This is a genomic window from Acinetobacter sp. YH1901134 (assembly GCF_013416965.1).
GTDB classification, from domain to species: Bacteria; Pseudomonadota; Gammaproteobacteria; order Pseudomonadales; family Moraxellaceae; genus Acinetobacter; species Acinetobacter amyesii.
In genome coordinates this window covers 59,425-84,343 of sequence record NZ_VPEW01000006.1, presented here as the reverse complement: position 1 = coordinate 84,343, position 24,919 = coordinate 59,425, and the positions used below count along the sequence as shown (strand labels likewise).

At 41.4% G+C, this 24,919-nt stretch carries 19 protein-coding genes; 11 read left to right on the top strand and 8 right to left on the bottom strand.

From position 1 onward, the window contains the following. Window positions 1–8 precede the first annotated feature (8 nt). On the top strand, window positions 9–638 hold the full coding sequence (locus tag FTV50_RS08010) for an arylesterase (protein WP_180024090.1): 630 nt from the start codon (window positions 9–11) through the stop codon (window positions 636–638). Window positions 639–721: 83 nt separating this feature from the next. On the opposite strand, the gene FTV50_RS08005 is transcribed toward FTV50_RS08010, so the two are convergent. Then, window positions 722–1,336 (bottom strand): carbonic anhydrase, encoded by a 615-nt coding sequence (locus FTV50_RS08005; RefSeq protein WP_111884438.1) that lies wholly within the window; start codon window positions 1,334–1,336, stop codon window positions 722–724. Window positions 1,337–1,670: 334 nt separating this feature from the next. On the opposite strand from FTV50_RS08005, the gene FTV50_RS08000 reads away from it, so the two are divergent. Both FTV50_RS08000 and FTV50_RS07995 read left to right on the top strand, forming a co-directional pair. Further along, window positions 1,671–2,711: an alpha/beta fold hydrolase gene (locus tag FTV50_RS08000; RefSeq protein WP_373683680.1), complete on the top strand. Its 1,041-nt coding sequence runs from the start codon at window positions 1,671–1,673 to the stop codon at window positions 2,709–2,711. Window positions 2,712–2,757: 46 nt separating this feature from the next. Then, window positions 2,758–3,765: a hypothetical protein gene (locus FTV50_RS07995; RefSeq protein WP_180024089.1), complete on the top strand. Its 1,008-nt coding sequence runs from the start codon at window positions 2,758–2,760 to the stop codon at window positions 3,763–3,765. Between the two features lie 37 nt (window positions 3,766–3,802). Here the strand turns inward: FTV50_RS07995 and FTV50_RS07990 are convergent, their stop codons facing one another. Together FTV50_RS07990 and nfuA are read right to left on the bottom strand one after the other, a co-directional pair. Further along, complete coding sequence (locus tag FTV50_RS07990) at window positions 3,803–5,998, bottom strand: FepA family TonB-dependent siderophore receptor (RefSeq protein WP_180024088.1); 2,196 nt, start codon at window positions 5,996–5,998, stop codon at window positions 3,803–3,805. A gap of 229 nt (window positions 5,999–6,227) precedes the next feature. After that, on the bottom strand, window positions 6,228–6,866 hold the full coding sequence (nfuA, locus tag FTV50_RS07985; protein ID WP_078189947.1) for a Fe-S biogenesis protein NfuA: 639 nt from the start codon (window positions 6,864–6,866) through the stop codon (window positions 6,228–6,230). Window positions 6,867–7,025: 159 nt separating this feature from the next. On the opposite strand from nfuA, the gene FTV50_RS07980 reads away from it, so the two are divergent. The 3 genes from FTV50_RS07980 (at window position 7,026) to FTV50_RS07970 (ending at window position 9,836) form a co-directional block, all read left to right on the top strand. Beyond that, a complete protein-coding gene (locus FTV50_RS07980) occupies window positions 7,026–7,643 on the top strand; it encodes a rhomboid family intramembrane serine protease (protein ID WP_111884441.1) in 618 nt (205 codons plus the stop codon). A gap of 243 nt (window positions 7,644–7,886) precedes the next feature. Beyond that, on the top strand, window positions 7,887–8,066 hold the full coding sequence (locus FTV50_RS07975) for a hypothetical protein (RefSeq protein WP_078189949.1): 180 nt from the start codon (window positions 7,887–7,889) through the stop codon (window positions 8,064–8,066). A gap of 219 nt (window positions 8,067–8,285) precedes the next feature. Then, complete coding sequence (locus FTV50_RS07970) at window positions 8,286–9,836, top strand: hypothetical protein (RefSeq protein ID WP_180024087.1); 1,551 nt, start codon at window positions 8,286–8,288, stop codon at window positions 9,834–9,836. Window positions 9,837–10,001: 165 nt separating this feature from the next. Here FTV50_RS07970 and FTV50_RS07965 read toward each other — a convergent pair whose 3' ends face one another. Then, window positions 10,002–11,621, bottom strand: a complete 1,620-nt coding sequence (locus tag FTV50_RS07965) for an inorganic phosphate transporter (protein WP_180024086.1) — start codon at window positions 11,619–11,621, stop codon at window positions 10,002–10,004. Window positions 11,622–12,087: 466 nt separating this feature from the next. Between FTV50_RS07965 and metH the strand changes: the two genes are divergently transcribed. Continuing rightward, the gene (gene metH, locus FTV50_RS07960) at window positions 12,088–15,777 is read left to right on the top strand and encodes a methionine synthase (protein WP_180024085.1); all 3,690 of its coding nucleotides are present in this window, start codon (window positions 12,088–12,090) and stop codon (window positions 15,775–15,777) included. Window positions 15,778–15,889: 112 nt separating this feature from the next. Here metH and FTV50_RS07955 read toward each other — a convergent pair whose 3' ends face one another. Continuing rightward, window positions 15,890–16,315 carry a hypothetical protein gene (locus tag FTV50_RS07955; protein WP_180024084.1) on the bottom strand — a complete coding sequence of 142 codons (426 nt, stop codon included), beginning with the start codon at window positions 16,313–16,315 and terminating at the stop codon, window positions 15,890–15,892. A gap of 471 nt (window positions 16,316–16,786) precedes the next feature. Here FTV50_RS07955 and dhaK point away from each other — a divergent pair, with 471 nt between their 5' ends. The 3 genes from dhaK (at window position 16,787) to FTV50_RS07940 (ending at window position 21,209) form a co-directional block, all read left to right on the top strand. Further along, entirely contained in the window at window positions 16,787–18,517 is a 1,731-nt protein-coding gene (gene dhaK, locus FTV50_RS07950; protein WP_180024083.1) for a dihydroxyacetone kinase subunit DhaK, read from the top strand. A 224-nt stretch (window positions 18,518–18,741) separates the two neighbouring features. Continuing rightward, entirely contained in the window at window positions 18,742–19,419 is a 678-nt protein-coding gene (locus FTV50_RS07945; protein ID WP_180024082.1) for a DUF421 domain-containing protein, read from the top strand. A gap of 602 nt (window positions 19,420–20,021) precedes the next feature. Continuing rightward, entirely contained in the window at window positions 20,022–21,209 is a 1,188-nt protein-coding gene (locus tag FTV50_RS07940; RefSeq protein ID WP_180024081.1) for an ammonium transporter, read from the top strand. A gap of 76 nt (window positions 21,210–21,285) precedes the next feature. Here FTV50_RS07940 and FTV50_RS07935 read toward each other — a convergent pair whose 3' ends face one another. Next, window positions 21,286–21,984: an HAD family hydrolase gene (locus FTV50_RS07935; RefSeq protein WP_180024080.1), complete on the bottom strand. Its 699-nt coding sequence runs from the start codon at window positions 21,982–21,984 to the stop codon at window positions 21,286–21,288. Between the two features lie 172 nt (window positions 21,985–22,156). Between FTV50_RS07935 and FTV50_RS07930 the strand changes: the two genes are divergently transcribed. Further along, window positions 22,157–22,864, top strand: coding sequence for a phosphatase PAP2 family protein (locus FTV50_RS07930; protein ID WP_180024079.1), 708 nt, complete (start codon window positions 22,157–22,159; stop codon window positions 22,862–22,864). Between the two features lie 46 nt (window positions 22,865–22,910). On the opposite strand, the gene FTV50_RS07925 is transcribed toward FTV50_RS07930, so the two are convergent. Both FTV50_RS07925 and FTV50_RS07920 read right to left on the bottom strand, forming a co-directional pair. Further along, on the bottom strand, window positions 22,911–24,230 hold the full coding sequence (locus FTV50_RS07925; protein WP_180024078.1) for an ATP-binding protein: 1,320 nt from the start codon (window positions 24,228–24,230) through the stop codon (window positions 22,911–22,913). Window positions 24,231–24,249: 19 nt separating this feature from the next. Then, window positions 24,250–24,918 (bottom strand): response regulator transcription factor, encoded by a 669-nt coding sequence (locus FTV50_RS07920; RefSeq protein WP_180024077.1) that lies wholly within the window; start codon window positions 24,916–24,918, stop codon window positions 24,250–24,252. Window position 24,919 lies beyond the last annotated feature (1 nt).

The window sequence follows — 24,919 nt, the reverse complement described above, 5'->3', positions numbered from 1 at the left end:
TTCCCTATATGCAAAATCGCATTCAAAATAATCGTCTATTGAGTTACTTGCTGGCTATTGCACTGATGTTCTGCCCGATGCTGCTCTCTGCCAAAACCATTATGATTTTGGGCGATAGCTTAAGTGCAGGTTACGGTGTTTCAGTGCAGCAAGGTTGGGTCCACTTATTACAAAAACGTCTAGACCAACAGTATCCGAAACAACATAAAGTGGTCAATGCAAGTGTCAGCGGTGAAACCACCAGTGGTGCTTTGGCACGACTCCCCAAACTATTGCAGACCCATCGTCCAGACCTTGTGGTGATTGAGTTAGGTGGTAATGATGGTTTACGCGGACAGCCCCCTGCACAAATTCAAAAAAATTTAGCGCAGCTGATTCAAAAAAGCCAACAGGCCAAATCGAAAGTGATTTTATTTGGAATGAAAATTCCACCGAATTATGGCAAGGCATATAGCCAAGCTTTTGAAAATAACTATCAAGTGTTGAGCCAACAGTACAAAATCAAATTATTACCTTTCTTTATGCAAGGCGTGGCGGGGCATAAAAATTTGATGCAACAAGATCAAATTCACCCAAATGCCAAAGCGCAACCAATTTTGCTGAATAATGCTTATCCATTGATTAAAGCCAGCTTATAAATTTAGTGGGTGAAAATGGATTCGTTAAAAAAGGCGCTTCATTTGAGCGCCTTTTTTTAAATCTTTTATTTACTGTAGTTTGCTTAGAAATCGTAGAAGCTTACTTCACCCGTTTCGAGTGAATACTCAGCGCCCACCACTTTTAATTTGCCTTGCGCAATTAAGTTTTCGAGGACTGCTGAACCATGACGAAGTTGATTTACTGATGCAAAAACGTTTGAACGTACTGCATGCATTGAAAGTTTTTCAAGGTCATCTTTCAATTCAGTTTGCATGAGTATTTCTACAGATGGACGAACGCGATTCACAATCGACATCAAGTTAGCTGATGGTGGTGTCGCAGGGTTAGTTAAAGCTTCAATCGTAGAATGAATCGCGCCACAGTGTGTATGGCCCAGTACAATGACCACAGGACAACCGAAGCTTTCTGCTGCAAATTCCACGCTACCGACTTGAGACGGTGCCACAATATTACCTGCAACACGAATCACGAATAAATCGCCTAAGCCTTGGTCAAATACCATTTCAGCAGGAACACGTGAGTCTGAACACCCTAAAATAATCGCAAAAGGTTCTTGGCTTTCGGCCATTTCAGCACGTTGTTGATGCGTCAAAAGCTTTGGGTGATTCGTTTCACCGTCTACAAAACGTTGATTCCCTTTTTTTAAACGATCTAAAGCTTCTGCTGCTGTTAGCATGTTCTAATTACCCTTATCCGAAGTTGCAATATTTTAATCCCAGTCGAATCGATTGTCACTTGCAAAAACAATTGCTGTGAATTTTTTCTACGACGATGCAACTTGATAGAAAATGCTACTCCACATTCATCAAAAAAAATTATTTTTTCTGTAATGGTTCACATTATTAAAACGCAAGTTTAACCACGTCAAAAAAGCAATGGATGACAAAGGTCATTTTTAATTTACAATATATTTCATAAATATACGCTTTTACTATTTCAGCCCATTCTGATAATAGTCATATAAATGATCTAAAAAATATATCGATTCGATTTAACTGGGGTAAACGTCAATGAAAGGACATCATTCACGCGTTTTTGGCTTTTTCAAGCTAGCAACAATTTGCTGTATGACGTTTACTGCCAACCACACTTTGGCTGCAAATCCGTCTCCCATCAGCAAAAACTTTGCCGTACCCTCTATCGTGCAAAACTATTTGAGCCAAGAGCGTAAAGCGGCTGGTTTAGTTACACATAGCGTTCAAGTCGGCAATGTGAATTGGAGTTATAGCGAAGGCGGTCAACGCTCTAAACCGACCATCTTGCTGATTCATGGTTTAGGCGGCACACGTGATAATTGGAATCGTGTTGCGCATTATTTAACACCGAACTATCATGTGATCATCCCTGACCTTCCGGCCAATGGCGATACACATGTGCCGGTCGATTTTGATGTCTCAGTGCCGAATGTCACGGAACAACTACGCCAGTTTGTCCTTAAAATAGATATTGAAGATAAACTGAATGTTGCAGGTCACTCATTGGGTGGTTCCATTGCCACGGTATATGCCTCTCAATATCCTTTTGATACCCAAAGCTTATTTTTACTCAACAGCGCGGGCATTTATAAACAGGCCAATACCAGTTACACCCGCGACCCGTATAAACTTAAAAATTTAATCGTTTCAAAACCGGGTGATTTAGATGATGTCATGCATAAACTCATGCAAAATCCGCCCAATGTTCCGACACAGCTTAAAGAAGCGCAGGAGAATATCTTAATTGCGCGTGCGCCCTTCACCAGTAAAATGATCGATCAAGTCGTCACGCTCAATCGAATCTACACCCCTGAAACTTTTGCTCGTTTAACACGAACAGTAGAAGCCCCAACCCTGATCCTTTGGGGCAAACAAGATAAAATCTTTAATGTGGAAGTGGCAGGCGAACTCAAGTCTTTACTGAAACGTGCAGAAACCCCAGTGATTTTAAATAATGTCGGTCATATGCCAATCTTAGAAGCCGAACAACAAGTTGCAGACCATTACTTGCCTTTCCTCGCGAAAAGTCAAAAGTTTAAAAACCCTTTGGTAGATAAACTGATTCAGTTAAACTGAGCATTCGCCATTTTTAGATACCCATGACTGGGACTTCAGGGAAAGTATGCAGAAAAACCCGATGATTGAGCAGTTGATTGACGCTCAACTGAACTTTTTAGATCAGAGCTTTTCACACAATGATACCGTAGCCACTGAATTCACCCATTTTTATCAATGGTTTCGTAAACAATCTTTGCAGCAGATTTGGAGCTTTGATCAAATCAATGCCTTGTTGCAGAAACAAATTTTAAATACCCCTGCAAGTCAATTCCTAATTGAGCAAATTGCTGAACATATCAAATTTGCACTGATTCACCCTGCAAATGACAGCACCACAATTGCCGAAATCATTCCTGTATTGACCATCGATAAAATTGCACAGTATGTGGCCAGTAAACAAGGACATCGTCAGCGTTTAATTCATACCATGGTCAACAATCCTGCATTTTCAGCCATGATCAGTCAATTGATTCAACATGCGATACAAGATTATTTAGATAATTCGGTGATTGCAAAATCGGTACCCGGTGTTTCACGATTTATGAAAATGGGGAAATCGGTACTGGAAAATGTCACAGATACCAATTTAGATAATGCGGTCAGCAAATACTTGCAAAAGAATATTTTAAAACTCAGTCAAATGAGTGAAACCGTGTTAAATCAGCACTTTGATGATCATAAGCTGTACCATTTTCAAGCCAATTTATGGCATAAAATTAAAGCGCTGCCAGTTTCGGTATTAAAGAACTATGTTGAAGTTCAGGACTTGCCGCAAACGGTTGCGATGGGTCATGAAATTTGGGACTTTATGCGACAGTCTGAGTATATGAAACAGCAAGTGCATGATGGCGTATACGCTTGGTACGTGCGTAATGCAGAACGCCCTTTTGATTTATTGCTACGTGATTTAAATATTGATGAAGCACTGATTCAGCATGAACTTCAAAACTTACTCAATCCTATCGTTCAACAAATGATTGAGTCGGGTTATTTGCGTGAGCGTTCACGTCTCTATTTAGAACAATTCTACTACTCAAGTGAAGCACTGAAAATTTTAAATATCCCAACATAAAAAAAGCCGCGTGAAGCGGCTTTTCTTTTGGAAATACTTAGAACTGGTATTTCAAACTTGCATAATAAGCTCGACCCGGCTCGTTATATGTTTGGTTGACCGTTTTATCACGCAGTTTTTGCTCATCAAATAGGTTATTCACACCGATACGAGCACTTAAAGCCGCATTAAATTTATAACCAAAGTTAATGCCTGCAATGCCATAACTTTTCACGCTATCCATCGCCAAGCCATTTTTGCTTTCAAGACTGGTTTCTGCATATTGACGTGGTTTTTGACGACCATATTGGGTATAGACAAAGTTACTGTCTAATCGATCCGTGATGTTGTAGTTCAAAATAGAGTTTATGGTGTAATTTGGAATCACTGAAAGTGGATTGCCAGTACGTTTATCTTCAGAGTTGATCATATAGGTGACGTTATTGGTCCACGTGATATCACCCCAGTCCAAAGAAATACTTCCTTCAACACCTTCCACCAAGGCTTCTGGCGTATTCATCCAACGCAGTACATTATATGTTGTTCCATTTACTTCCAGTTCTTCTAGACGTGTATCCCCAGCAACGATCTTATTTTTATAATCATTACGGAACCATGCAAAGCTTGCATTTACGATGTCTTTTTCAAACTGTACACCTAATTCTTTATTCACTGAAGTTTCAGGTTTGAGATCGCCATTACCTTGTAATAGACATTGGCTCAGCCCAATCGGACAGCCATTACCGCGAGTGCTTAACAGATAACCTTCCGCATTTTGGTACATATTAGGTGCTTTATACGCCTTAGCCACACCACCTTTTAATCTCCAATAGTCGCCAAGTTTTTGCGTAATATTGAGACTTGGACTCCAGCTATCGCCCGATTTACTATGATTATCATAGCGTAGTGCCAAAACAACATCGGTGCTTTCGCCCAAGTTCATATTGTTTTCAACATAGGCCGATGCAATCCGTGAATCCATGTGTGAACGGTCACCTGAGGTCAACACATCGCCAAAACCGCCTGCGCCAGCTTGTGTATTAACCGTATCAGTAAAGTCATCTTCAACCCATTCAGCGCCTAAAGTTAATACTTGTGGGACATACCATTGGAACGGCAGATTGGCTTCTGCATTAAAGCGAATGGTTTCTAGATGTGACGTTTGTTTATTCTCGAGATTATTAATCTGTCCCTCAGTACTACCGCCTGTTCCTTCAGGTAGGCGTTTATTTTTGGTTTTGTCATATTGCGCAATGAGTTTACTATCGCCCCAACCCCACGTACCTTCATGGGTTAATGCAAAACTATCACGATAAATGGTATTGGTTTCTTCACCGATTAAAGCGGATAAAATTGGTGCTTTGTTGGGATCGGCTGGATCAAATACACTGTTTTGACTGTCTCCTGCAAAACGGTTGCCTTGGCGGCCAACACTTGCGTCAAACATCAAGACTTGTTGATCGTTCAACTGCCAAGCCAAGCGCCCTGCAATATCTTTATTTTCAACGCCTTCTCGACCCGCCATACGCGCACCATTATCCATTAGAGCATTAATATCCGCAGCATCTGAATCGGTTTTGTTATAACTACCGTATAAACGATATGAAAGGACATCTTTAAGAATTGGCCCGCTTAAGTTAAAGCTCTCACGGTGACTTGCACCCTCTTTAGCGTCTTCAGGCTGATTGGTAAAAACTTCCACAGAGCCATGCACTTCATTGGTCACTTTCTTGGTTTTAATATTGACCACACCACCCATCGCACCTGAACCATAACGCGCTGCAGCTGGACCACGCAGTACTTCAATCGATGCAATAGCATCTGCAGGTACCCAGTTCGAATCACCACGTGTATCACGCTCACCACGCCAGCCATAACGTACTGAGTTTCTCGAATTTACAGGCTTGCCATCAATTAAGATCAACGTGTTTTCAGGCCCCATTCCACGGATATCAATCTGACGGTTATTCCCTCGCTGGCCTGTGGCACTGTTACCAGTCAAATTTACACCCGGCATACGGCGCACATATTCTGAAATATCATTCACAACCGGCATTTTTTCTAAATCTTCTGCCGTAATTTTTGAAGCACCTAATGATTGTTTAACTTGTTCTGCTGCAGTAACAACAATGGTTTCCATCTTCGTTACGGATTCATCTGGTACTTCAGTGTGCACATCTTCTGCATGCGTCAAACTTACCAATGCACAGAGTATTGAAAGTGTAAGCGTTGATTTTAATAGTTGTTTGGTCATTGAGTGCTTCCAAATAAACGTATTTATGGAGAAATCTAGAATAATGTGTTGCACATTGTAACAACAACAAACAATATTGCAATTAATTTTAATAATCATTCTCATTTGTATTTGTGATATCGCTTATCATTTTGATGTAAAAACCCTAGAAATATCTAAAAATCTTCATTTTTTTGATTTAGACAATAAAAAAGCCGCAAGGTTGCGGCTTTTTATAAAAATACTGAACTTATTTGAAATAAGCACCTTCAGTATTACTGTGATCCGTTTGGTCAACAACACGCATTAACTCAGGTACATGCTGCTTCAATGTTGTTTCAACACCTTGTTTTAAGGTTAAATCGATTGAAGAACAACCTTGGCAACCACCACCGAATTTAAGTACTGCAGTTAAACCATGTTCTGCATCTTCAACCACCTCTACCAATGCACAGTTACCACCATGACCTGCAAGTCCAGGGTTAATTTCTGACTGTAGAACATAAGTGATACGCTCTTCTACAGAGGCATCTGGACCCACACGTGGCACTTTTGAGTTTGGTGCACGGAATGTTAACTGACCACCAAAACGGTCTTTGTTATAGTCAATCACCGCATCCAAAAGATATGGAATAGACGGTGTGTCAATAAATGCAGGGAAATCTGGATAGTCTTGTTTATAGTCTGTAGGCACAACTTCTTCTGGTGCACTGTAAGCCATACAACATTCAGCACGTGGCGTACCCGGATTTTCCACAAAAACACGTACACCAATGCCCGGTGTATTTTGTTTATCCAAAAGATCTTTCAAATACTCTTGGGCATTTGGAGTGATCAATAGGTTTGGAATTTCTTCAGCAACTGCTGTGCTGTTGTTCTCAGTCGACATTACAATATTTCCTCAAGCTGAAGTCGCTATTTTAACTTAAGATGCGGGGCATTAGAAAAAAATCAACTAAAATTGTCGGAATTATTCTGAAAGTTCACGCTTTAAGCCGTTTTTAATGGCATTATTGAGCATAAATTTTAACAAGTAGAATAGTCATATATGTTGGGTCTACCCTTTAACCACACCGTGACCATTATCCTAATTACGGTGGTGATTTCACTGATCGCATTTTCAAATCAGAAAGTGATGAATCGTTTGTTATTTTGGCCGCCAGCCCTCAGTCGTGGCGAATATGACCGATTTATTAGCCATGGTTTTATTCATGCAGATGGCGCGCACCTATTGTTCAACATGATTACCTTATTTTTCTTTGGTAGCGTGATTGAAAGTTTTTATCGCCAATATTTCTTCGACATGGGCTTTGTATTGTTTTATTTAGGCGGTTTGATCGCTGCGATTATTCCGAGTTATTTAAAACATAAGCATGATACCCATTGGGCAAGTTTAGGGGCTTCTGGGGCAGTATCTGCAGTACTCTTTGCTTATATCTTGTTTGAACCGTGGAAACTGATCTTTGTATTCTTTATTCCTGTTCCTGCGATTATTTTTGCCGTGCTGTATGTGGCTTATAGTATCTGGTCAGGTAAACGTGGCAACAGCAACATTAACCACAGCGCACACCTTTGGGGCGCAGCGTATGGTGTAATCATGACGATTATTCTTGAACCGAAGCTCATTCCACATTTCTTAAGTCAGTTATTAAACGTTCCTTTCTAAAGGATAAGTCTAAAAATCAGCCGGATTTAACCTGAAAATGACAGCCTAAACCGTTTCAGTTTAGGCTTTTTTATTATGCAGAGTTTAACCTCATGACCATTGATCTTTTGTTTAGCCAATTTCCCACATCTACAACACTGCACTTTAAATATCGAGCTATACAATTTCACAGCAGATTGAAACGCTATCTATCCTTGCCCTGATTTAAACTGAAATAACACAGAATAAAAAGTGAAAATTCCAATGAAAATAGTCCTGTTGTTCTCAAGTTTGCTGTTGACCTGCGTGTTGAGTGCTTGTGCCGTTCACACTCGTGAAGGCAGTATCGTGGTCGACCCAGATCGTAATCACTATCCTTATAATTACCCAGATCGCCATGGCGACTTTTGCCCGCCCGGACAGGCTAAAAAAGGCCGTTGTTGATTTGCCGTTGCTGATTTCATACCCTCTTCTTTTAAGCCTTCAAAACGAAGGCTTTTTCAATTCCGACAATAAAAATTGACGCTGTATATTCTACGAAAGTTCACAAAAGCACATGACAAATCATATAAATCTGGCACTTTATGCCACCCTATTTTTTAATTTGGCATAGATAATGTATACATCTGTATATTAATGACAAAATTAGCTGAGATATTTTGCATGTCGAGTTCAACTGAAGGTCTTCAATTTCCCATTTCGGCTTCAAACCAAAAGCCGAGTACATCTAAAACCGGTCGTGAAATTATCGCTGAAGCCTTAGCTGCAGTTGACCATCACTCTTCTGTACGTGCAAAACAAGAAAAAAACTGGCGTAAAAAATATCCTGAATATTTTAAAGCCTTGGTTGAACATGGGATTCAATCATCTGAAGCCGCGATCAACATTGCTGAGCAAGGTTTAAATAAAGCGCATCACGTCTTTGAGTTTTATCGTGATCAAGAAAAGCATACTCTCAAAGATGCAGTAGCTATAACTGCACATCCGCTGCATACCGTGAAATTAAAAGGTGAAAGTGACGCTGCACCTGAGTGGTATGTGCCCTATCATGGTCAAAAACTGCAAGGTGAGGCTTTACAGGCTCAGATTCAAAAATGGCAAGATGCTGGCATCATTGAAGCCAGTCATGCCGACGCATTACGTGAAGCCATTGCCCACCCAGAATGGTTCGATTTATCAGATCGGACTATGGTGCTCTTTGGTGCTGCCTCCGAAGCAGGCCCTCTGACGTGGTTAGCAAAATGGAAAGCCAATATTGTAGCTATCGACCTCAATAATGAACGTGTTTGGGATCGAATCTTAAGTACGGTTCAAGCCGGTAATGCCACTTTATATGCACCGAGTCTTGATGCTGTGCATGAAGACACTCCCATTCAAGAACTAAAACACAAATTGGGCGCCAATTTACTGACACACATTCCTGAAATTGCACAGTGGCTTGCACAAAGTGAACATCAACTTGATCTGGCTGCAATTGCCTATTTAGATGGTGAAAAGCATGTTCGTGTTGCAATGGCGATGGACAGCATCATGGCTTATGTCAGTCAACAAAAAGCCGACACCAGCTTGATGTTTATGTGTACTCCGACCGATGTCTATGCGGTTCCAGAAGAGATTGTTACGGCAGCGCAAGCCAAATTCCAAAACCGTGCGTCTGCACAAAAGCTATTGACGCAAAGCATTGCCAAAGTCACAGGTCAGCATTTCTTTAAGCAAAATAATGAGCAAACCACCACAGCAGACAATGGAAAATCCTATGGTATCGCTGACTGTTTGGTGGTGGAACAAGGTCCTAACTACGCACTTGCAAAACGTATTCAACAATGGCGTGCAACTGTGGCACGTCAAAATGGTCAGCGGGTTAGTATCAATATTGCGCCATCCACCACGACCCGCTCAGTAACGAAGAATCCATTATTAAAGGCCGCATTTAATGGTGCGAGTTTATTTGATGTGGAATCCTTCCAACCTGAAACCACCAATGCACTCATGGCAGCTTTATGGATTCACGACTTGAGAAACCCTCAATCGGTTGCTAACCCTGAAACAGCGCTAGACCATCCATTAGAACTCATGATGCATGGTGCCAACCATGGTGGCTTATGGCGTGTGGCTTATTTGGCGCGTACTGCCTTACCTTTTGCAGCGCTGTATGGTTTTGCTGAAGAGAAATTGCCCGTGAAAAAAGTATTGGGACTGTTTAAAAAAGCGTAACGGCATTGGTTCAAATAAGTGTTGAACTTTGCAAAGCTTCAACTCGCTAGTTTGATTGTTCTAATTCAGCTCTCAGTCATCCCATTAAAATCGGTGATGACTGAGATAAAGCCATAAAAAAACGCTGCCGAAGCAGCGTTTTTTTATATCTGGAATTTGAGTTGCTTAGAACACTTTCAAGAATAACCAGTACAAGCAACCTGATAGACAGATCGTTGCAGGTAAAGTGAAGACCCAAGCTGATAGAATGGTTTTCACTGTTGCAAAGTTCAGACCCGATTTATTCGCGACCATGGTACCTGCAACCGCAGAGTTCAATACGTGTGTGGTCGATACAGGCATACCAAAACCATCCGCAGCAGCAATCGTTGACATAGCAACAAGCTCGGCAGACATGCCCTGACCATAGGTCATGTGGTTTTTACCAATACGCTCACCTACAGTCACGACAATACGTTTCCAACCCACCATGGTTCCAAGACCCAGTGCCAATGCAACAGCGACTTTCACCCATGTTGGAATGTACTGTAAGAACGAGTCTAAGTGACTACGATATTCCTTCACAGTCTTTTGTTCAGCTTCTGCCATTGCTGGTAGTTGGTCAGCTTTATCTAGACGTTTAAAAGCAGTAGTACTTAAGTACATGTCATTACGAATCGAAGATACTTCTTGTTCAGGAATATCTTTTAAGTCGCCATACTGTGCAACACGCTCACCTAAATGATCGGTCAAACTTGCTAAAGCTGGCACAACTTCTGGGCTGACTTCTTTGGTTTGAATGTATTTGGTGAGTACATCACGCGCTTGTGCATCAGGAATATCCTTATGCTCTGCGTAGATCGCAGTCGCAGTTTGAGCAGATAACTGATGGAAAGATTGAATATGTTGATTATCTAAGTTCTTATTCAATGAATAAGCCAATGGCACACATCCGATCAAAATCAGCATGATCAGACCCATACCTTTTTGACCATCATTTGAACCGTGCGCAAAACTTACACCTGTACAGGTAAAGATCAAAATTGCACGAATCAGTGGTGGTGGTGGCTTATTGCCTTCTGGTGGCTGAAACAGTTCAAGCTGTTTGCGGAAAATACGCTTCACCAACAAGAAAACGAGAGCTGCAAATGCAAAACCAATCAGTGGCGAGAACAATAACGCCTTACCGACTTTAAGCACCTGCTCCATATCTACACCGCTCGCACCACCGCCTGCATTTAACAGGTAGTTCATGATGCCAACGCCAAGAATAGAACCAATCAAAGTATGCGAACTAGACGCAGGGATGCCTAAGAACCAAGTTCCTAAATTCCACAAAATCGCTGCGATCAACATAGCGAAAACCATGGCAAAGCCAGCACCTGAACCGACATTCATAATCAATTCAACAGGTAACAAGGCAATAATGCCGTAAGCGACTGCACCACTGGCAACCATTACGCCTAGGAAGTTACAGAAACCCGCCCACATTACCGCAACCGGTGCTGACAAGGCGTTGGTATAAATCACCGTTGCTACTGCATTTGCAGTGTCATGGAAACCATTTACAAATTCAAAGCCAAGTGCGATGAATAAGGCTGTGCCCAATAAAATCATTGAATAAAGACTTAAAGGCGGAACATGCGCTAAATCGGCAGTCACCTGAAAACCAATATAAATCAACGTTGAAATAATCACCGTTAAAAATACCGGCATAAAGAATTTCGGTGTAGGCACATGAACATTCGTGGACTTTTGAGGAGTCGACGTGTGCGCTGAATCTACGGGAGTTTGTTTAGAATTCATGCAGGCAGGAATAGAGGATTTTAAAATCCCCATATTGTTCAATTTAATTATGACAATTATATGACAAAGCGGTGTCATATAAAGCAATTTTTCATGCTTTATTTGTTTTTTTTAAGCGTTAAACACCGACTTCCATACTCTACTTTCATAAAGTAAATCAGTTATTTAATCTGCGTATTTAAACTTTATTTTCTTTAAAACCCAATGTTTCAACTTATATTTCATCTGTCATGTTTTTTTGTCATATTGCATAGCCCCGCTGGATGTTTTTTAATCTTGCCTGAGCAATATTACAAATTCATGAAGCTTTCCATAGATTTATATGAAATTAGCAAGTTGCAATATTGCTCATTAATTCAACAAGCTAATAAGTGCGCGCTGTGAAGATGATTGAATATCAATAAAACTGCAATGAATTCTGTTAATATATTTGCCGATTTTATATTCCATCGGATTGGGGTTATTTATGTCCACGCTTGCCACCCTAAAAGAGCTGCTCGCTCAACGGATTCTGATTATCGACGGTGCAATGGGCACCATGATTCAGCGTCATAAACTCGAAGAAGCTGACTACCGTGGTGAGCGTTTTGCAGATTGGGCATCTGACCTCAAAGGCAATAATGACCTATTGGTGTTGACTCAGCCGCAAATTATTCAAGGCATTCATGAAGCCTACCTCGATGCTGGCGCAGACATCATTGAAACCAACAGCTTTAACGGCACTAAAGTTTCAATGTCTGACTACCACATGGAAGATTTGGTATCAGAGATCAACCGTGAAGCAGCGCGTATTGCCAAAGCCGCTTGTGAAAAATACTCAACACCTGAAAAACCACGTTTTGTGGCTGGTGTGCTTGGGCCAACTTCACGTACTTGCTCAATCTCGCCAAATGTAAATGACCCTGCATTCCGTAATATTACTTTTGATGAGTTAAAAGAAAACTATATTCAAGCTGCGCATGCCCTGATTGAAGGCGGTGCGGATATTCTACTCATTGAAACTGTATTCGATACCTTAAACTGTAAAGCTGCCATTTTTGCAGTGAAAGAAGTCTTCAACCAAATTGGCTACGAATTGCCATTGATGATTTCAGGCACAATTACCGATGCCTCTGGCCGAACTTTAACTGGCCAAACTGCTGAAGCGTTCTGGAACTCTGTGCGTCATGGTGATTTATTGTCGATTGGCTTTAACTGTGCCCTAGGTGCAGATGCCATGCGTCCGCATGTAAAAACCATTGCTGACGTTGCCGATACTTTTGTTTCGGCGCATCCGAACGCTGGCTTACCAAATGCCTTCGGCGGTTATGATGAAACCCCTGAACAAACCGCTGCCTTTATTAAAGAATTTGCAGAAAGTGGCTTGATTAACATCACTGGCGGCTGCTGCGGTACAACGCCGGATCACATCCGTGCTATTGCCAATGCCGTAAAAGACATTGCGCCGCGCCAAGTGCCAGAAACCAAACCCGCTTGCCGTCTCAGCGGTTTAGAGCCGTTCAACATTACAGAAGATTCGCTGTTTGTGAACGTCGGTGAACGTACCAACGTTACAGGTTCTAAAAAATTCCTACGCTTAATCCGTGAAGAAAACTTTGCCGAAGCTTTAGAAGTTGCACAGCAGCAAGTTGAAGCTGGCGCGCAGATTATCGATATCAACATGGATGAAGGCATGCTGGATTCAGAAGGCGCAATGGTGCACTTCCTGAATCTTGTAGCATCTGAACCTGAAATTTCACGTGTGCCGATCATGATTGACTCATCTAAATGGGAAATCATTGAAGCAGGCTTAAAATGTGTACAAGGTAAAGCGGTTGTTAACTCGATTTCTTTGAAAGAAGGTTATGACGAGTTTGTACACAAAGCACGTTTGTGCCGTCAGTATGGTGCAGCTGTGATTGTGATGGCATTTGATGAACAAGGTCAGGCAGATACTGCTGCACGTAAAAAAGAAATCTGTAAGCGCTCTTATGACGTGTTAGTGAATGAAGTTGGCTTCCCTGCTGAAGACATCATTTTTGACCCGAACGTGTTTGCCGTGGCAACTGGTATTGAAGAACACAATAACTATGCTGTGGACTTCATTGAAGCGACTGGCTGGATTAAGCAAAACTTGCCGCATGCCATGATTTCTGGCGGTGTGTCTAACGTATCGTTCTCTTTCCGCGGTAACGAGCCTGTACGTGAAGCGATTCACTCAGTGTTCTTATACCATGCCATTCAGCAAGGCATGACTATGGGTATCGTCAACGCAGGTCAAATGGCGATTTATGATGATATTGATGCTGAACTGAAAGCTGCGGTTGAAGATGTGATCTTGAACCAAAACCAAGGTGAAAGTCAGCATGACGCGACTGAAAAGCTGCTTGAAGTTGCTGAGAAATACCGTGGTCAAGGCGCTGCACAAAAACAAGTTGAAAACTTGGAATGGCGTGAACTTCCAGTTGAAAAACGTCTTGAACACGCTTTGGTTAAAGGCATCACCACATTCATTGATGAAGATACTGAAGAAGCACGTCTGAAAGCTACACGTCCTTTAGATGTAATTGAAGGCCCACTCATGGACGGCATGAACGTGGTAGGTGATTTGTTCGGTTCAGGCAAAATGTTCCTGCCGCAAGTCGTGAAATCTGCACGTGTCATGAAACAGGCTGTAGCTTGGCTGAATCCGTTCATTGAAGCGGAAAAAACAGCTGGCCAATCTAAGGGTAAAGTCCTAATGGCAACGGTGAAGGGCGACGTGCACGACATCGGTAAAAATATCGTGGGCGTGGTGTTGGGCTGTAACGGCTATGACATCATCGACCTTGGCGTGATGGTGCCTTGCGAGAAGATTTTACAAACTGCGATTGATGAAAAAGTCGATATCATTGGCCTGTCTGGCCTGATTACGCCGTCACTGGATGAAATGGTTTTTGTTGCGAAAGAAATGCAGCGCAAAGGCTTTAATGTTCCATTGATGATTGGCGGTGCAACCACTTCTAAAGCGCATACGGCAGTGAAAATTGATCCACAATATTCAAACGATGCAGTCATTTATGTTGCCGATGCATCTCGTGCGGTGGGTGTAGCAACAACTTTACTTTCTAAGGAAATGAAGCCAAAGTTTGTAGCAGAAACCCGTGCTGAATATGAAAAAGTCCGTGAGCGTATTGCTAACAAACAGCCGAAAGCAGCGAAACTGACGTATGCTGAATCGGTTGAAAATGGCTTAAAAATTGACTTTGCAGCCAATGCGCCTGTGAAGCCAAACTTTATTGGTACGCAAACGCTGACCAATTATCCATTGGAAACATTAGTTGAGTACTTTGACTGGACACCGTTCTTCATTTCTTGGAGTTTGGCAGGTAAATTCCCTGCAATCCTGAAGGATGAAGTGGTGGGTGAAGCAGCCACTGACTTGTATGAACAAGCGCAGACCATGCTAAAAGACATCATCGACAACAAACGTTTTGATGCTCGTGCTGTGTTTGGTATTTACCCTGCTAACCGTTCTGCAGCGGATTCGGTTGAAGTGTATAGCGAAGATGGTCAATCGGTTACGCATACCTTCCATCACATTCGTCAACAGTCTGATAAAGTGACAGGTAAACCAAACTTGTCATTAGCGGACTTTATTGCGCCTAAAGGTGTCGCAGAAGACTACTTGGGCGGTTTCACTGTATCGATCTTTGGTGCAGAAGAAATGGCCAATGAGTACAAAGCTAAAGGCGATGACTACTCTGCAATTCTTGCGCAATCTTTAGGTGACCGTTTTGCGGAAGCGTTTGCGGAGCATTTGCATGAGCGCATCCGTAAAGAGTTCTGGGGTAACCAAGCGTCTGAAACCTTAAGCAATGAAGAATTGATTAAAGAGAAGTATGTGGGCATCCGTCCTGCACCGGGCTACCCTGCTTGTCCTGAGCATTCTGAAAAAGCGCCATTGTTTGACTGGTTAGGTTCTACCGACAAGATTGGTACGCAATTGACTTCTAGTTTTGCAATGTGGCCGCCTTCATCTGTCAGCGGTTTCTACTATGCAAACCCTGAAAGCCAGTACTTTAACGTGGGTAAAATCGCAGGCGACCAGCTTGAGGATTATGCGAAGCGTAAAGGTTGGACACTGGATGAAGCGAAACGTTGGTTAGCGCCAAATTTGGATGATTCAGTGAATTAACCCCCTTGATTTGCCTTTCTTATGTAAGATTTAAAGCAATGCTTTAAATCTTACTGAGGGGGAAACTTGGTATATGTCTAGTTTTATAAAATCTTTAAGTGAACATACCAAATCATACAATTTTAGTAAATTTACTAAATTTATCGATTAAAACTTCCATAATGATCAAGCTAGGAATTGCAATAGCCAGCAATAAAATTATTTGTAATCTTAAATTAGGTTCTGGATAAGATAACAAAATTTGGAATAGTGCCGAACATAAAAAAATGTAAATGATTGGCATTGAACAAAGAAACTTAAAAGATATCAATTTTAACAGTTCATTTCTCCTACCTTTTTTAAATAAGTAACAATAGGTTGCACCTAGTAAACCGATTATTGTTACTATGATAGGATTAATAATCCCACCTTCATTTATATATTCAAGTACAGCAAGAGAGAATTTTAAATTTGGATTTACTAGATCAATAAACAAAATAGTAATAAAAAAGATAAAGCTTAATTTAAAACTATTATTAATACTTCTTTTTTTTTCCATAAACTTTCCTAGTAATAACAATCAATTTTATTGAATTGAAACTTAAATTAATTCACTTAATTTATAATTAATCGTAGTTTAATACTAATATAAATATAAATTCTACACTCCATAAAACAACAAAAAGACAGTAAAAACAACTATGAAATTTAAAATTGGCTTTTACCTATAAAATTGCAAACCTAGTATTTACTTATTACTTTTACCCTCACCCCCTTGCGAAGCAGTGCTTCTCATCCCAATGGGAGAGGGAGCTTTCATTACGAATTCAATAATGGATGTTCCCTCTCCTGAGCAAATTTTAAAGCACTGCTTTAAAACGAAGCGCAAGTGAGGGTTAGGGAGAGGTTTATTAATTTAAAGAGATACTTCTTAAATGCCCTTTTTACACTTTTATGTCAGACACCACACCAATTTCCTTATAATAATCACCTTTAGATCTCCCCAAATTCATAACCCATTGGTACATCCATGAAAAAACTCATGAACGGTGCAGAAAACATCGTAATTGAAATGTGCAAAGGCTTTGTTCTTGCCCATCCAGAACTCGCATTTAACGAGTCGCACAAAATCATTTCACGCAAAGAAAAGCACAATAACGTGGCACTTATCAGTGGTGGTGGTAGCGGTCACGAACCTGCCCATGCAGGCTTTGTCGGTACAGGCATGTTAGACGCTGCCGTATGTGGTGATGTATTTGCATCTCCATCGCAAATTCAGGTCTATAAAGCCTTACAGCAAGTCGCAACTGACAAAGGCGTGCTGATGATCATCAAAAACTATTCTGGCGATATGATGAATTTCCAGAATGGCGCAGCCCTTGCAACTGAAGACGGCATTAAAGTTGACTATGTAAAAGTGGCAGATGACATTGCGGTTAAAGACAGCCTATATACAGTCGGTCGTCGTGGTGTTGCAGGCACAGTATTTGTACATAAGATTGCAGGCGCAGCAGCATCAAAAGGCTTAGAACTTGCAGACGTAAAAGCGATTGCTCAAAAAGCTGCGGACAACGTCATTAGCCTTGGTTTTGCTTATAGCTCATGCACCGTACCTGCCAAAGGTACACCAACCTTCTCTTTAGCTGAAGATGAAATGGAGTACGGTGTTGGTATTCATGGTGAACCCGGCATCCGTCGTGAAAAAATCTTGCCATCCAAAAAAATGGCACAGCGCATCGTGGATGACCTGTTCCTTGACCGCCCAGACATGAAAGAAGTTGCAGTCTTGGTCAATGGCTTTGGTAGCACACCGCTGCAAGAGTTGTATGTCTTTAACCATGATGTATGCGAACACCTTGCACGTAAAGGCATCAAAATTTACCGCACATTTGTCGGCAACTATATGACCAGTATCGACATGAATGGTGCATCTGTGTCCTTGCTTGCTGTCGATGATGAATTGAAAACTTACCTCGATGCAGCAGCCAACACCCCTGCATTTAAAATGGATGGTTCAGCAGCACAGCCTTTAACTTTTGTGTCCAAAGATTCTTCAGCCGAAGCTGTAGTAAACACCCAAGTTGAAACACAGCCTGAACATGCGGTGATTAGCAATGAGCAATTCACCATCGAAAACATGCGTTATGTGGTGGATGTGATGTCTGCCTGTATCATTAGAAATGAAGTGCTATTCTGTGAGCTGGACGCGCATGCAGGTGATGGCGACTTCGGTATGAGCGTGGCGAAAGGCTTTAAGCAATTAAAACGTGAATGGCAAAGTCTGATTCAAGCGCAGCAGATGGATGAATTCATGCTGAACTGCTCAATGATCATTATGGAACATTGTGGTGGCGCGTCTGGCCCAATCTGGGGTTCAGCATTCCGTGCGGCAGCGAAATCGATTCAAGGCAAATCAGTTTTAACTGTCGCTGATTTCTCAGAGATGCTGCAAGCAGCGGTCAAAGGCATTCAAACCACAGGTGAACGTTCATTTGGACGTGGCGCAGTGGTGGGTGATAAAACCCTGATTGATGCCTTAGTGCCATGTGCAGATTCATGGTCTGCCCATACCGATAAATCATTTAAAGAAAACTTTACATTAGGTGCAAAAGCGGCAGTTCAAGGCGCTGAAAATACCAAAGAAATCGTGGCGCGTATGGGACGTGCAGGAACTGTGGGCGACCGCAGTCTTGGCTATCCAGATGCAGGCGCACATGGTTTAGGTGTAATCTTTACGGATATTGCAGAACATATTAAATAACTGAGCATCTTTAAAAATTGCCAGACCACATCAAAAGCATCGATTCGTCGGTGCTTTTTTTATGGCTATTTTAAAGCACTTTTTTTCATCAAATATCTCATGCATACAATACCGTTAGCATGAAATCCATTTTCAAATAATGCTTAAAAATTAACACAATTGAGCTGCTTTATCGCCTAGCGCTTTGCTAAGTTAAAACATATAACGATAAAAAAGGATGAGACATGGATTTAAATCAAATATTCATCCATGACACTACATGGACTTTTGCTGCTGAAGTGATTTTGCGTAGCGTCATTATGTTCGTTTTAATCATCGTATTCTTACGCCTAACAGGCAAACGCGGCGTGCGTCAGTTATCCATCTTTGAAGTTGCCATCCTCCTTGCTTTGGGTTCAATTGCAGGCGACCCGATGTTTGAAGAGGAACTCCCCCTCTTACAAGCGCTCATTGTGATGACGGTGGTGATTGGTTTATACCGCGTAATCACTTGGCTAATGATGAAATACCAGCCCTTTGAAGATTTAATTGAAGGTAAAGCCCTTTACATTGTGGAAGATGGTGAATTGGTCTTAGAAAAGATTAAACAAGGTAAAATGTCACATGATGAATTCTTCTCTGAAATGCGTCAGCAAAATGTTGAGCATCTTGGACAAGTTCGAGTTGGCTTATTAGAAAGTGATGGCAAATTTAGTATTTTGTTTTACCCACCTGAACAAGTGCGTTATGGACTGCCACTATTTCCGAAACCCTATAAAGCGGTTCGAGATATCAAAATGCATCAGCTGTATGCCTGTACGCACTGTGGCAAAATCATGTACATTCACGGTGCTCAGGATACCTGCCCGCGCTGCGGATGTTGTGACTGGGCTGAAGCGATTAATACACAGCGTTTAGCTTAAGCATTCAAGGCTAAAACTTTAAAATTCTGTGCCGCTTCAATTAAATACGTCATCAAAATACAGTCAGATCCAACGACCATCACCACAGATCCACCCTTGAATGTTTTATTCGCCATCTAAAAGTGCAGCAGCAGAGATTTCATTGGTTAATATCTGTGCATCATTTCAGTTCAGGCAAGACATCCAGCTTTCATCTTTTGAAGACCACAAGATGCTCAGACAGACTCCCAAAAATGTATCATTCGTAAATTTTCAGTTCCATTATCGCGCTAACATCTATCAATCAGATAAAAATACAAAATAATGAATTGCCCTGAATTAACTCAGAAATGGTGCTATTTGTTTTTCATTTTTTAAACAGATTCTAAAAACATAGTTTTTCACTTAATAATCATTCATTTAATTTTGTCATTGCAAATCATCATTGCACTATTTTAGTGCATTATTATCATACTCAAGCAAGTCTTTGCTTTATATCGAGTCTTCTACATTTTTTAGTTTTTTTAATCAAAATTTCCCTCTCTCACTCCTCTTTTCGAAATTATTCCGCTCGATATACTGAAGTTCTTTTCGTGAACTAGCGCACTAAACTGGAACACCTTATGCAAAATATAGATCTCCTCTTTCTCCTTCTTGGTGCAGTCTTGGTTCTTGCCATGCATGCAGGCTTTGCATTTTTAGAATTGGGTACAGTACGACATAAAAATCAGGTCAATGCGCTGAGTAAAATTTTGACTGACTTTTCTATTTCCGCAATTGCATACTTTTTTGTGGGTTATTACATCTCTTATGGTCAGCATTTTTTCCATATTGGGGACACTTTAGCCGCCGATCATGGCTACAACTTAATGCGTTGTTTCTTCCTGCTGACTTTTGCCGCAGCCATTCCAGCGATTATTTCTGGTGGTATTGCTGAACGTGCAAAAATGCGGACTCAAGCGATTGCCACATTATTATTGGTCGCTTTGGTCTATCCATTCTTTGAAGGCATGGCATGGAATGGTAATTTTGGGCTACAAGTATGGTTAGAACGCACATTTGGCACAGCATTTCATGATTTTGCTGGTTCGGTCGTGGTACATGCCATGGGCGGTTGGATCGCTTTGGCTGCGGTGCTTTTACTTGGCGCACGTCATGGACGCTATAAAAAAGACGGTCGTATCAGCGCGCACCCGCCTTCAAGTATTCCATTTCTTGCCTTAGGTTCTTGGATTTTAATCGTTGGCTGGTTTGGCTTTAACGTGATGAGTGCGCAACGTTTGGATGCCATTTCAGGACTGGTTGCAATTAACTCTCTCATGGCAATGGTGGGCGGCACGCTTGCAGCAAACTTTATGGGTAAAAATGACCCCGGTTTCTTACATAACGGTCCCTTAGCAGGTTTGGTTGCAATCTGTGCAGGCTCAGATGTAGTTCATCCTGTCGGTGCGTTAATTATCGGCGCTATCGCAGGTCTGATCTTTGTCAAACTATTTACATACACTCAAAACAAACTCAAAGTCGATGATGTACTTGGCGTATGGCCACTACATGGTGTATGTGGTGCTTTCGGTGGTATTTCAGTGGGTGTATTTGGACAAAAATGGTTGGGCGGTTTAGGCGGTATTTCAATGATCTCTCAATGTATCGGTACGCTACTCGCGATCGTGATTGCATTGGCTGGTGGTTTTATCGTTTATGGTCTACTCAAAGTAACGATGGGTATTCGCCTAGATCAAGAAGAAGAATTCCGTGGTGCAGACTTAAGTATTCACCGTATTTCGGCAAACTCTGAAGAAAACATGTTCTAAACAACATAATCTAAAGCGGCATTTATGCCGCTTTTTTTTACCCTGAACTTCGCTTAAAGCTTGAGTTTAAATCACCTTATTTTAGAAAATCTAAGACCTGATCCAAATGCTGAATTTTATTCGGAATGCTGTGCTGTTGTTCAGCACTTAAAGTATGAAAGCTTTCAAGCAATACAGCAGACATCCCTGCTTGGCTCGCACCGTAAATATCATTGACAGGATGATCACCAATAAATAAACACTCGGTTTCCATCACGCCCAACTCACGACAACTGTGCTGAAATATTTCAACTTTGGGCTTACTGATGCCTGCACTTTCCGAGCTGATGATCTGATCAAAATACGATGCAAAACCTAGTCCATTCAAAATATTCAGGCGTGTGGCATGTCCACCATTCGACACCACCGCCAGTTTATACTGCTGCTGTTTTAGTTGCTGCAACAAGGTCAATGCTCCCGGCATCGCCACGGCGAACTGACCAAAGTGCTGAAACCAAAATTGTGTGAGCTCATCAAAATCGGGTGGATGTATCCAATCCAGCTCCGTTTGTAGAGCATAAGCGACAGATGCCCCAATACTCGGATGAGTAAGGAATTCTTTTTTCGGATATCCCCCATTATCTATACGATTAATAATACGTTTAATCTGTACAAGGTCTACCTCCACCAGCGTCGACTGATAAGACTCGGCTAAATACTGCGTATAGGCCTGAACGCTGTGATCTCGATGAGTCAAAGTATTATCTAAATCAAAAAGGACTGCACGTATGCTCATAAATCTTTATTACTGAGTTTTCAAAAACTTTAACACAATGCCCGTTTTGCTTTATGCACCTTCTTCACTATCGATATCAATACAGTTCAAATAGCCGATTAAGTCTGATTTAAGTTTTGTGGTTTCAAATAGCAGCATTCAAACAAAATAATTTCAGCACATCACACGACTTATGCTCTCGAACCGTTCCTTTTTATTACGACAAGCCCTTCTGCTCACACTCAACTTGGTTGGCCTCCTTTATGTTTTCCCCGTCGGTGGTTCGCTCGACCAAGCTTTTATTCAGCCTTGGGTCGACCTACATGGTGGTTTTCCTCATCGTCATGATTGGGCACTTGCGGTGCTGAACCATCGCTATATCAAGAATATCGTCATAGGCGTTTATGTTCTCTATATCGCAGCATGGATATGTAGTTTTAAATATCCTCATCTGAAAGCACGCAAGTTTGAATTCGGTTATTTTATCGTAGTGGCTCTACTCAGCACGGCAATGATTGGTTTGCTCAAATCACAATCTGCGCATGCCTGCCCTTGGAATATGACAGTCGCCACAGCCCACGGCTTTTCTTGGGATTTTTCAGCACGCCAAGGACACTGTTTTCCCGGTGGCCATGCTGCGACTGGTTTTGCCCTAATCACCGGATATTTTGTTTATCGAATACATCGACCTGCCCGTGCTTACTTCTTTTTATGTGCAGGGCTGATTTTAGGCTTTGCTTTTGGCTGGGCGCAAATGATGCGGGGTGCGCATTTTCTGAGTCATAACCTTTGGACAGCATGGATCATTTGGGCATTTAATTGTGCCATGTATCTGTTATTTTCTCGTCATTTCAATGCATCAACTACGCAGCAAAACAGCAAAGCGTTTACATGGATCTGATCTTTAATTATCTAAATTGAACTTGATCTGAAAATGATTGAGTCACTCATGATTCACTGAATGGGATCTGTAAATTCACTTTCAGACCGCCCAATGCTTCACTTTTAGAAAACTCCAAATCCGCACCGATATGTTTTGCGGCTTTATCCACGATTGCCAGCCCTAAACCACTTCCAATTTCTTCATGATTATAAATTCGATAAAAGCGTTTTCGAATTTGCTCATATAAAGCTGGGTCAATGCCAGGCCCACTATCTTCAACCTGTACAACCGCCTGCCCCGCATGTTCAAAGACGGAGACATTAATCATGCCCTGTGCAGGGGTATATTTAATGGCATTATCAATCAAATTAAAAATGATTGAATGTACCGTTGGCTCAATACTATATAAGGCAATGCTTTGTTGTTGCTCCATGCCAAGGTCAATATCTTTTTGCATGGCCAAATGCACCAGTTGCTCCACGCAATTGGTTGCGACTTGCTTAAGATCAAAATGTTGTTTGCGCTCAAGTTCAAAGACCGAGGCATCTTGTTTTGCCAAACTCAATAATTGACTGACCAAATGCTGAATACGAATTAAACCTTTACTCAAATTTTGTAGAGCGTCATCTTGTGGAAATTTTTGTAGCAAAATCTGCATTTGCAAATTCAGTGCGGTAATCGGGGTCCGTAACTCATGCGCTGCGTCAGCAATAAACTGGCGCTGTTCCTGCTGCGACAACGAAATTCGTTCAAACAACTGGTTCATTTCAATAATGGTTGGTGCAATTTCCTCTGGATACGGCATTTGAGAGATTGGAGAAAGTTCAAAGGCATCCCGTTTTGCCAATTCTTTTTTAAATTTTTCCAGTGGGTTTAAGCTACGTTGAATCAACCATCCCAAAGCGATTAATGCAAAAGGTATAAAAACCAAATAGGGAATAAACATACTACTGGCCAATTCTGCTGCAAGATGCTGCCGAACCGACTCTTGCTGACTGACCTGAATTTGCCGATCTGTGAGTGGCAAAATATAGGTATGCCACTCATCTTGTTGGGTATTGTGGGTATAAAAACCGGCTTTGGGCTGAGGCGCGACCAATAATTTTAATTGATGGGTTTGATGTGCATTGGATTGATAGGTCCACACATCAACAAATAAATCTTCTTCGTGATAATGCTTATGTTGATCAAATTCACTGCGAATGGGCTGCGGATCATGCTCTGCAACACGTTCCGCCAAATTTTGCATTTGTGCATCTAAAATTTCATTAATTTCTTCAAGCGCAATTCGATATGCTGAAAACACCAAAAGACAGCCCAAAAGCATACTGAAAACAGACACATAAATAATTAGTCTCTTTTTCAGAGAATAAGGCTGCTGCATGGTTGATAATTCCTTTGCCTTAACCGAGTCGATAACCTAAACCACGAATGGTGCGAATAAAATCTTTGTCTAATTTTGTTCTGAGATGATGCACATACACTTCAATAGTATTACTGCTGATATCACTATCAAAATCATAAAGCTTATCTTCTAAATTGGCTTTCGAAAAAATCTTATTCGGATGTGTCACCAGTGGAATCAATATGGCCCATTCACGGTTAGATAAATCGACATATTGACCCTTATAGCGTGCAAGATGCTGTTCGATATCTAAAATCAATTCACCATGTTTTAAAATTTTCTGCGGTGCTTCGACTGAACTCAGCCCTGTGCGTCGAAGAAGCGCATGAATCCGTGCAAGTAATTCATCAAACTCATAAGGCTTAATAAGATAGTCATCTGCCCCATGGTTTAAACCATCTACACGGTTTTGTAGTTGATCCCGTGCCGAGATGATTAACACTGGCAATTTAGGCTGCATTTGACGAATTTGTTTCAGGACTTGCATACCATCTATCATCGGCAAACCCAGATCTAGCAAGACGATATCAATCCCCCCTTGCATAATGAGCTTTAAGCCATCGATGCCATTATTCACCCACTCGACTTCAAACTGTTGATAGTTCAACAAAGTTTTAGTCGATTCGGCAATCATGAAATCATCTTCAATAATAAGTATTTTGTGCATG

Excerpts from the sequence above, each read along its gene's own strand:
- FTV50_RS08010 (WP_180024090.1), top strand. The coding sequence starts at position 9 with ATGCAAAATCGCATTCAAAATAATCGTCTATTGAGTTACTTGCTGGCT.
- FTV50_RS08005 (WP_111884438.1), bottom strand. The coding sequence starts at position 1,336 with ATGCTAACAGCAGCAGAAGCTTTAGATCGTTTAAAAAAAGGGAATCAA.
- FTV50_RS08000 (WP_373683680.1), top strand. The coding sequence starts at position 1,671 with ATGAAAGGACATCATTCACGCGTTTTTGGCTTTTTCAAGCTAGCAACA.
- FTV50_RS07995 (WP_180024089.1), top strand. The coding sequence starts at position 2,758 with ATGCAGAAAAACCCGATGATTGAGCAGTTGATTGACGCTCAACTGAAC.
- FTV50_RS07990 (WP_180024088.1), bottom strand. The coding sequence starts at position 5,998 with ATGACCAAACAACTATTAAAATCAACGCTTACACTTTCAATACTCTGT.
- nfuA (WP_078189947.1), bottom strand. The coding sequence starts at position 6,866 with ATGTCGACTGAGAACAACAGCACAGCAGTTGCTGAAGAAATTCCAAAC.
- FTV50_RS07980 (WP_111884441.1), top strand. The coding sequence starts at position 7,026 with ATGTTGGGTCTACCCTTTAACCACACCGTGACCATTATCCTAATTACG.
- FTV50_RS07975 (WP_078189949.1), top strand. The coding sequence starts at position 7,887 with ATGAAAATAGTCCTGTTGTTCTCAAGTTTGCTGTTGACCTGCGTGTTG.
- FTV50_RS07970 (WP_180024087.1), top strand. The coding sequence starts at position 8,286 with ATGTCGAGTTCAACTGAAGGTCTTCAATTTCCCATTTCGGCTTCAAAC.
- FTV50_RS07965 (WP_180024086.1), bottom strand. The coding sequence starts at position 11,621 with ATGAATTCTAAACAAACTCCCGTAGATTCAGCGCACACGTCGACTCCT.
- metH (WP_180024085.1), top strand. The coding sequence starts at position 12,088 with ATGTCCACGCTTGCCACCCTAAAAGAGCTGCTCGCTCAACGGATTCTG.
- FTV50_RS07955 (WP_180024084.1), bottom strand. The coding sequence starts at position 16,315 with ATGGAAAAAAAAAGAAGTATTAATAATAGTTTTAAATTAAGCTTTATC.
- dhaK (WP_180024083.1), top strand. The coding sequence starts at position 16,787 with ATGAAAAAACTCATGAACGGTGCAGAAAACATCGTAATTGAAATGTGC.
- FTV50_RS07945 (WP_180024082.1), top strand. The coding sequence starts at position 18,742 with ATGGATTTAAATCAAATATTCATCCATGACACTACATGGACTTTTGCT.
- FTV50_RS07940 (WP_180024081.1), top strand. The coding sequence starts at position 20,022 with ATGCAAAATATAGATCTCCTCTTTCTCCTTCTTGGTGCAGTCTTGGTT.
- FTV50_RS07935 (WP_180024080.1), bottom strand. The coding sequence starts at position 21,984 with ATGAGCATACGTGCAGTCCTTTTTGATTTAGATAATACTTTGACTCAT.
- FTV50_RS07930 (WP_180024079.1), top strand. The coding sequence starts at position 22,157 with ATGCTCTCGAACCGTTCCTTTTTATTACGACAAGCCCTTCTGCTCACA.
- FTV50_RS07925 (WP_180024078.1), bottom strand. The coding sequence starts at position 24,230 with ATGCAGCAGCCTTATTCTCTGAAAAAGAGACTAATTATTTATGTGTCT.
- FTV50_RS07920 (WP_180024077.1), bottom strand. The coding sequence starts at position 24,918 with ATGCACAAAATACTTATTATTGAAGATGATTTCATGATTGCCGAATCG.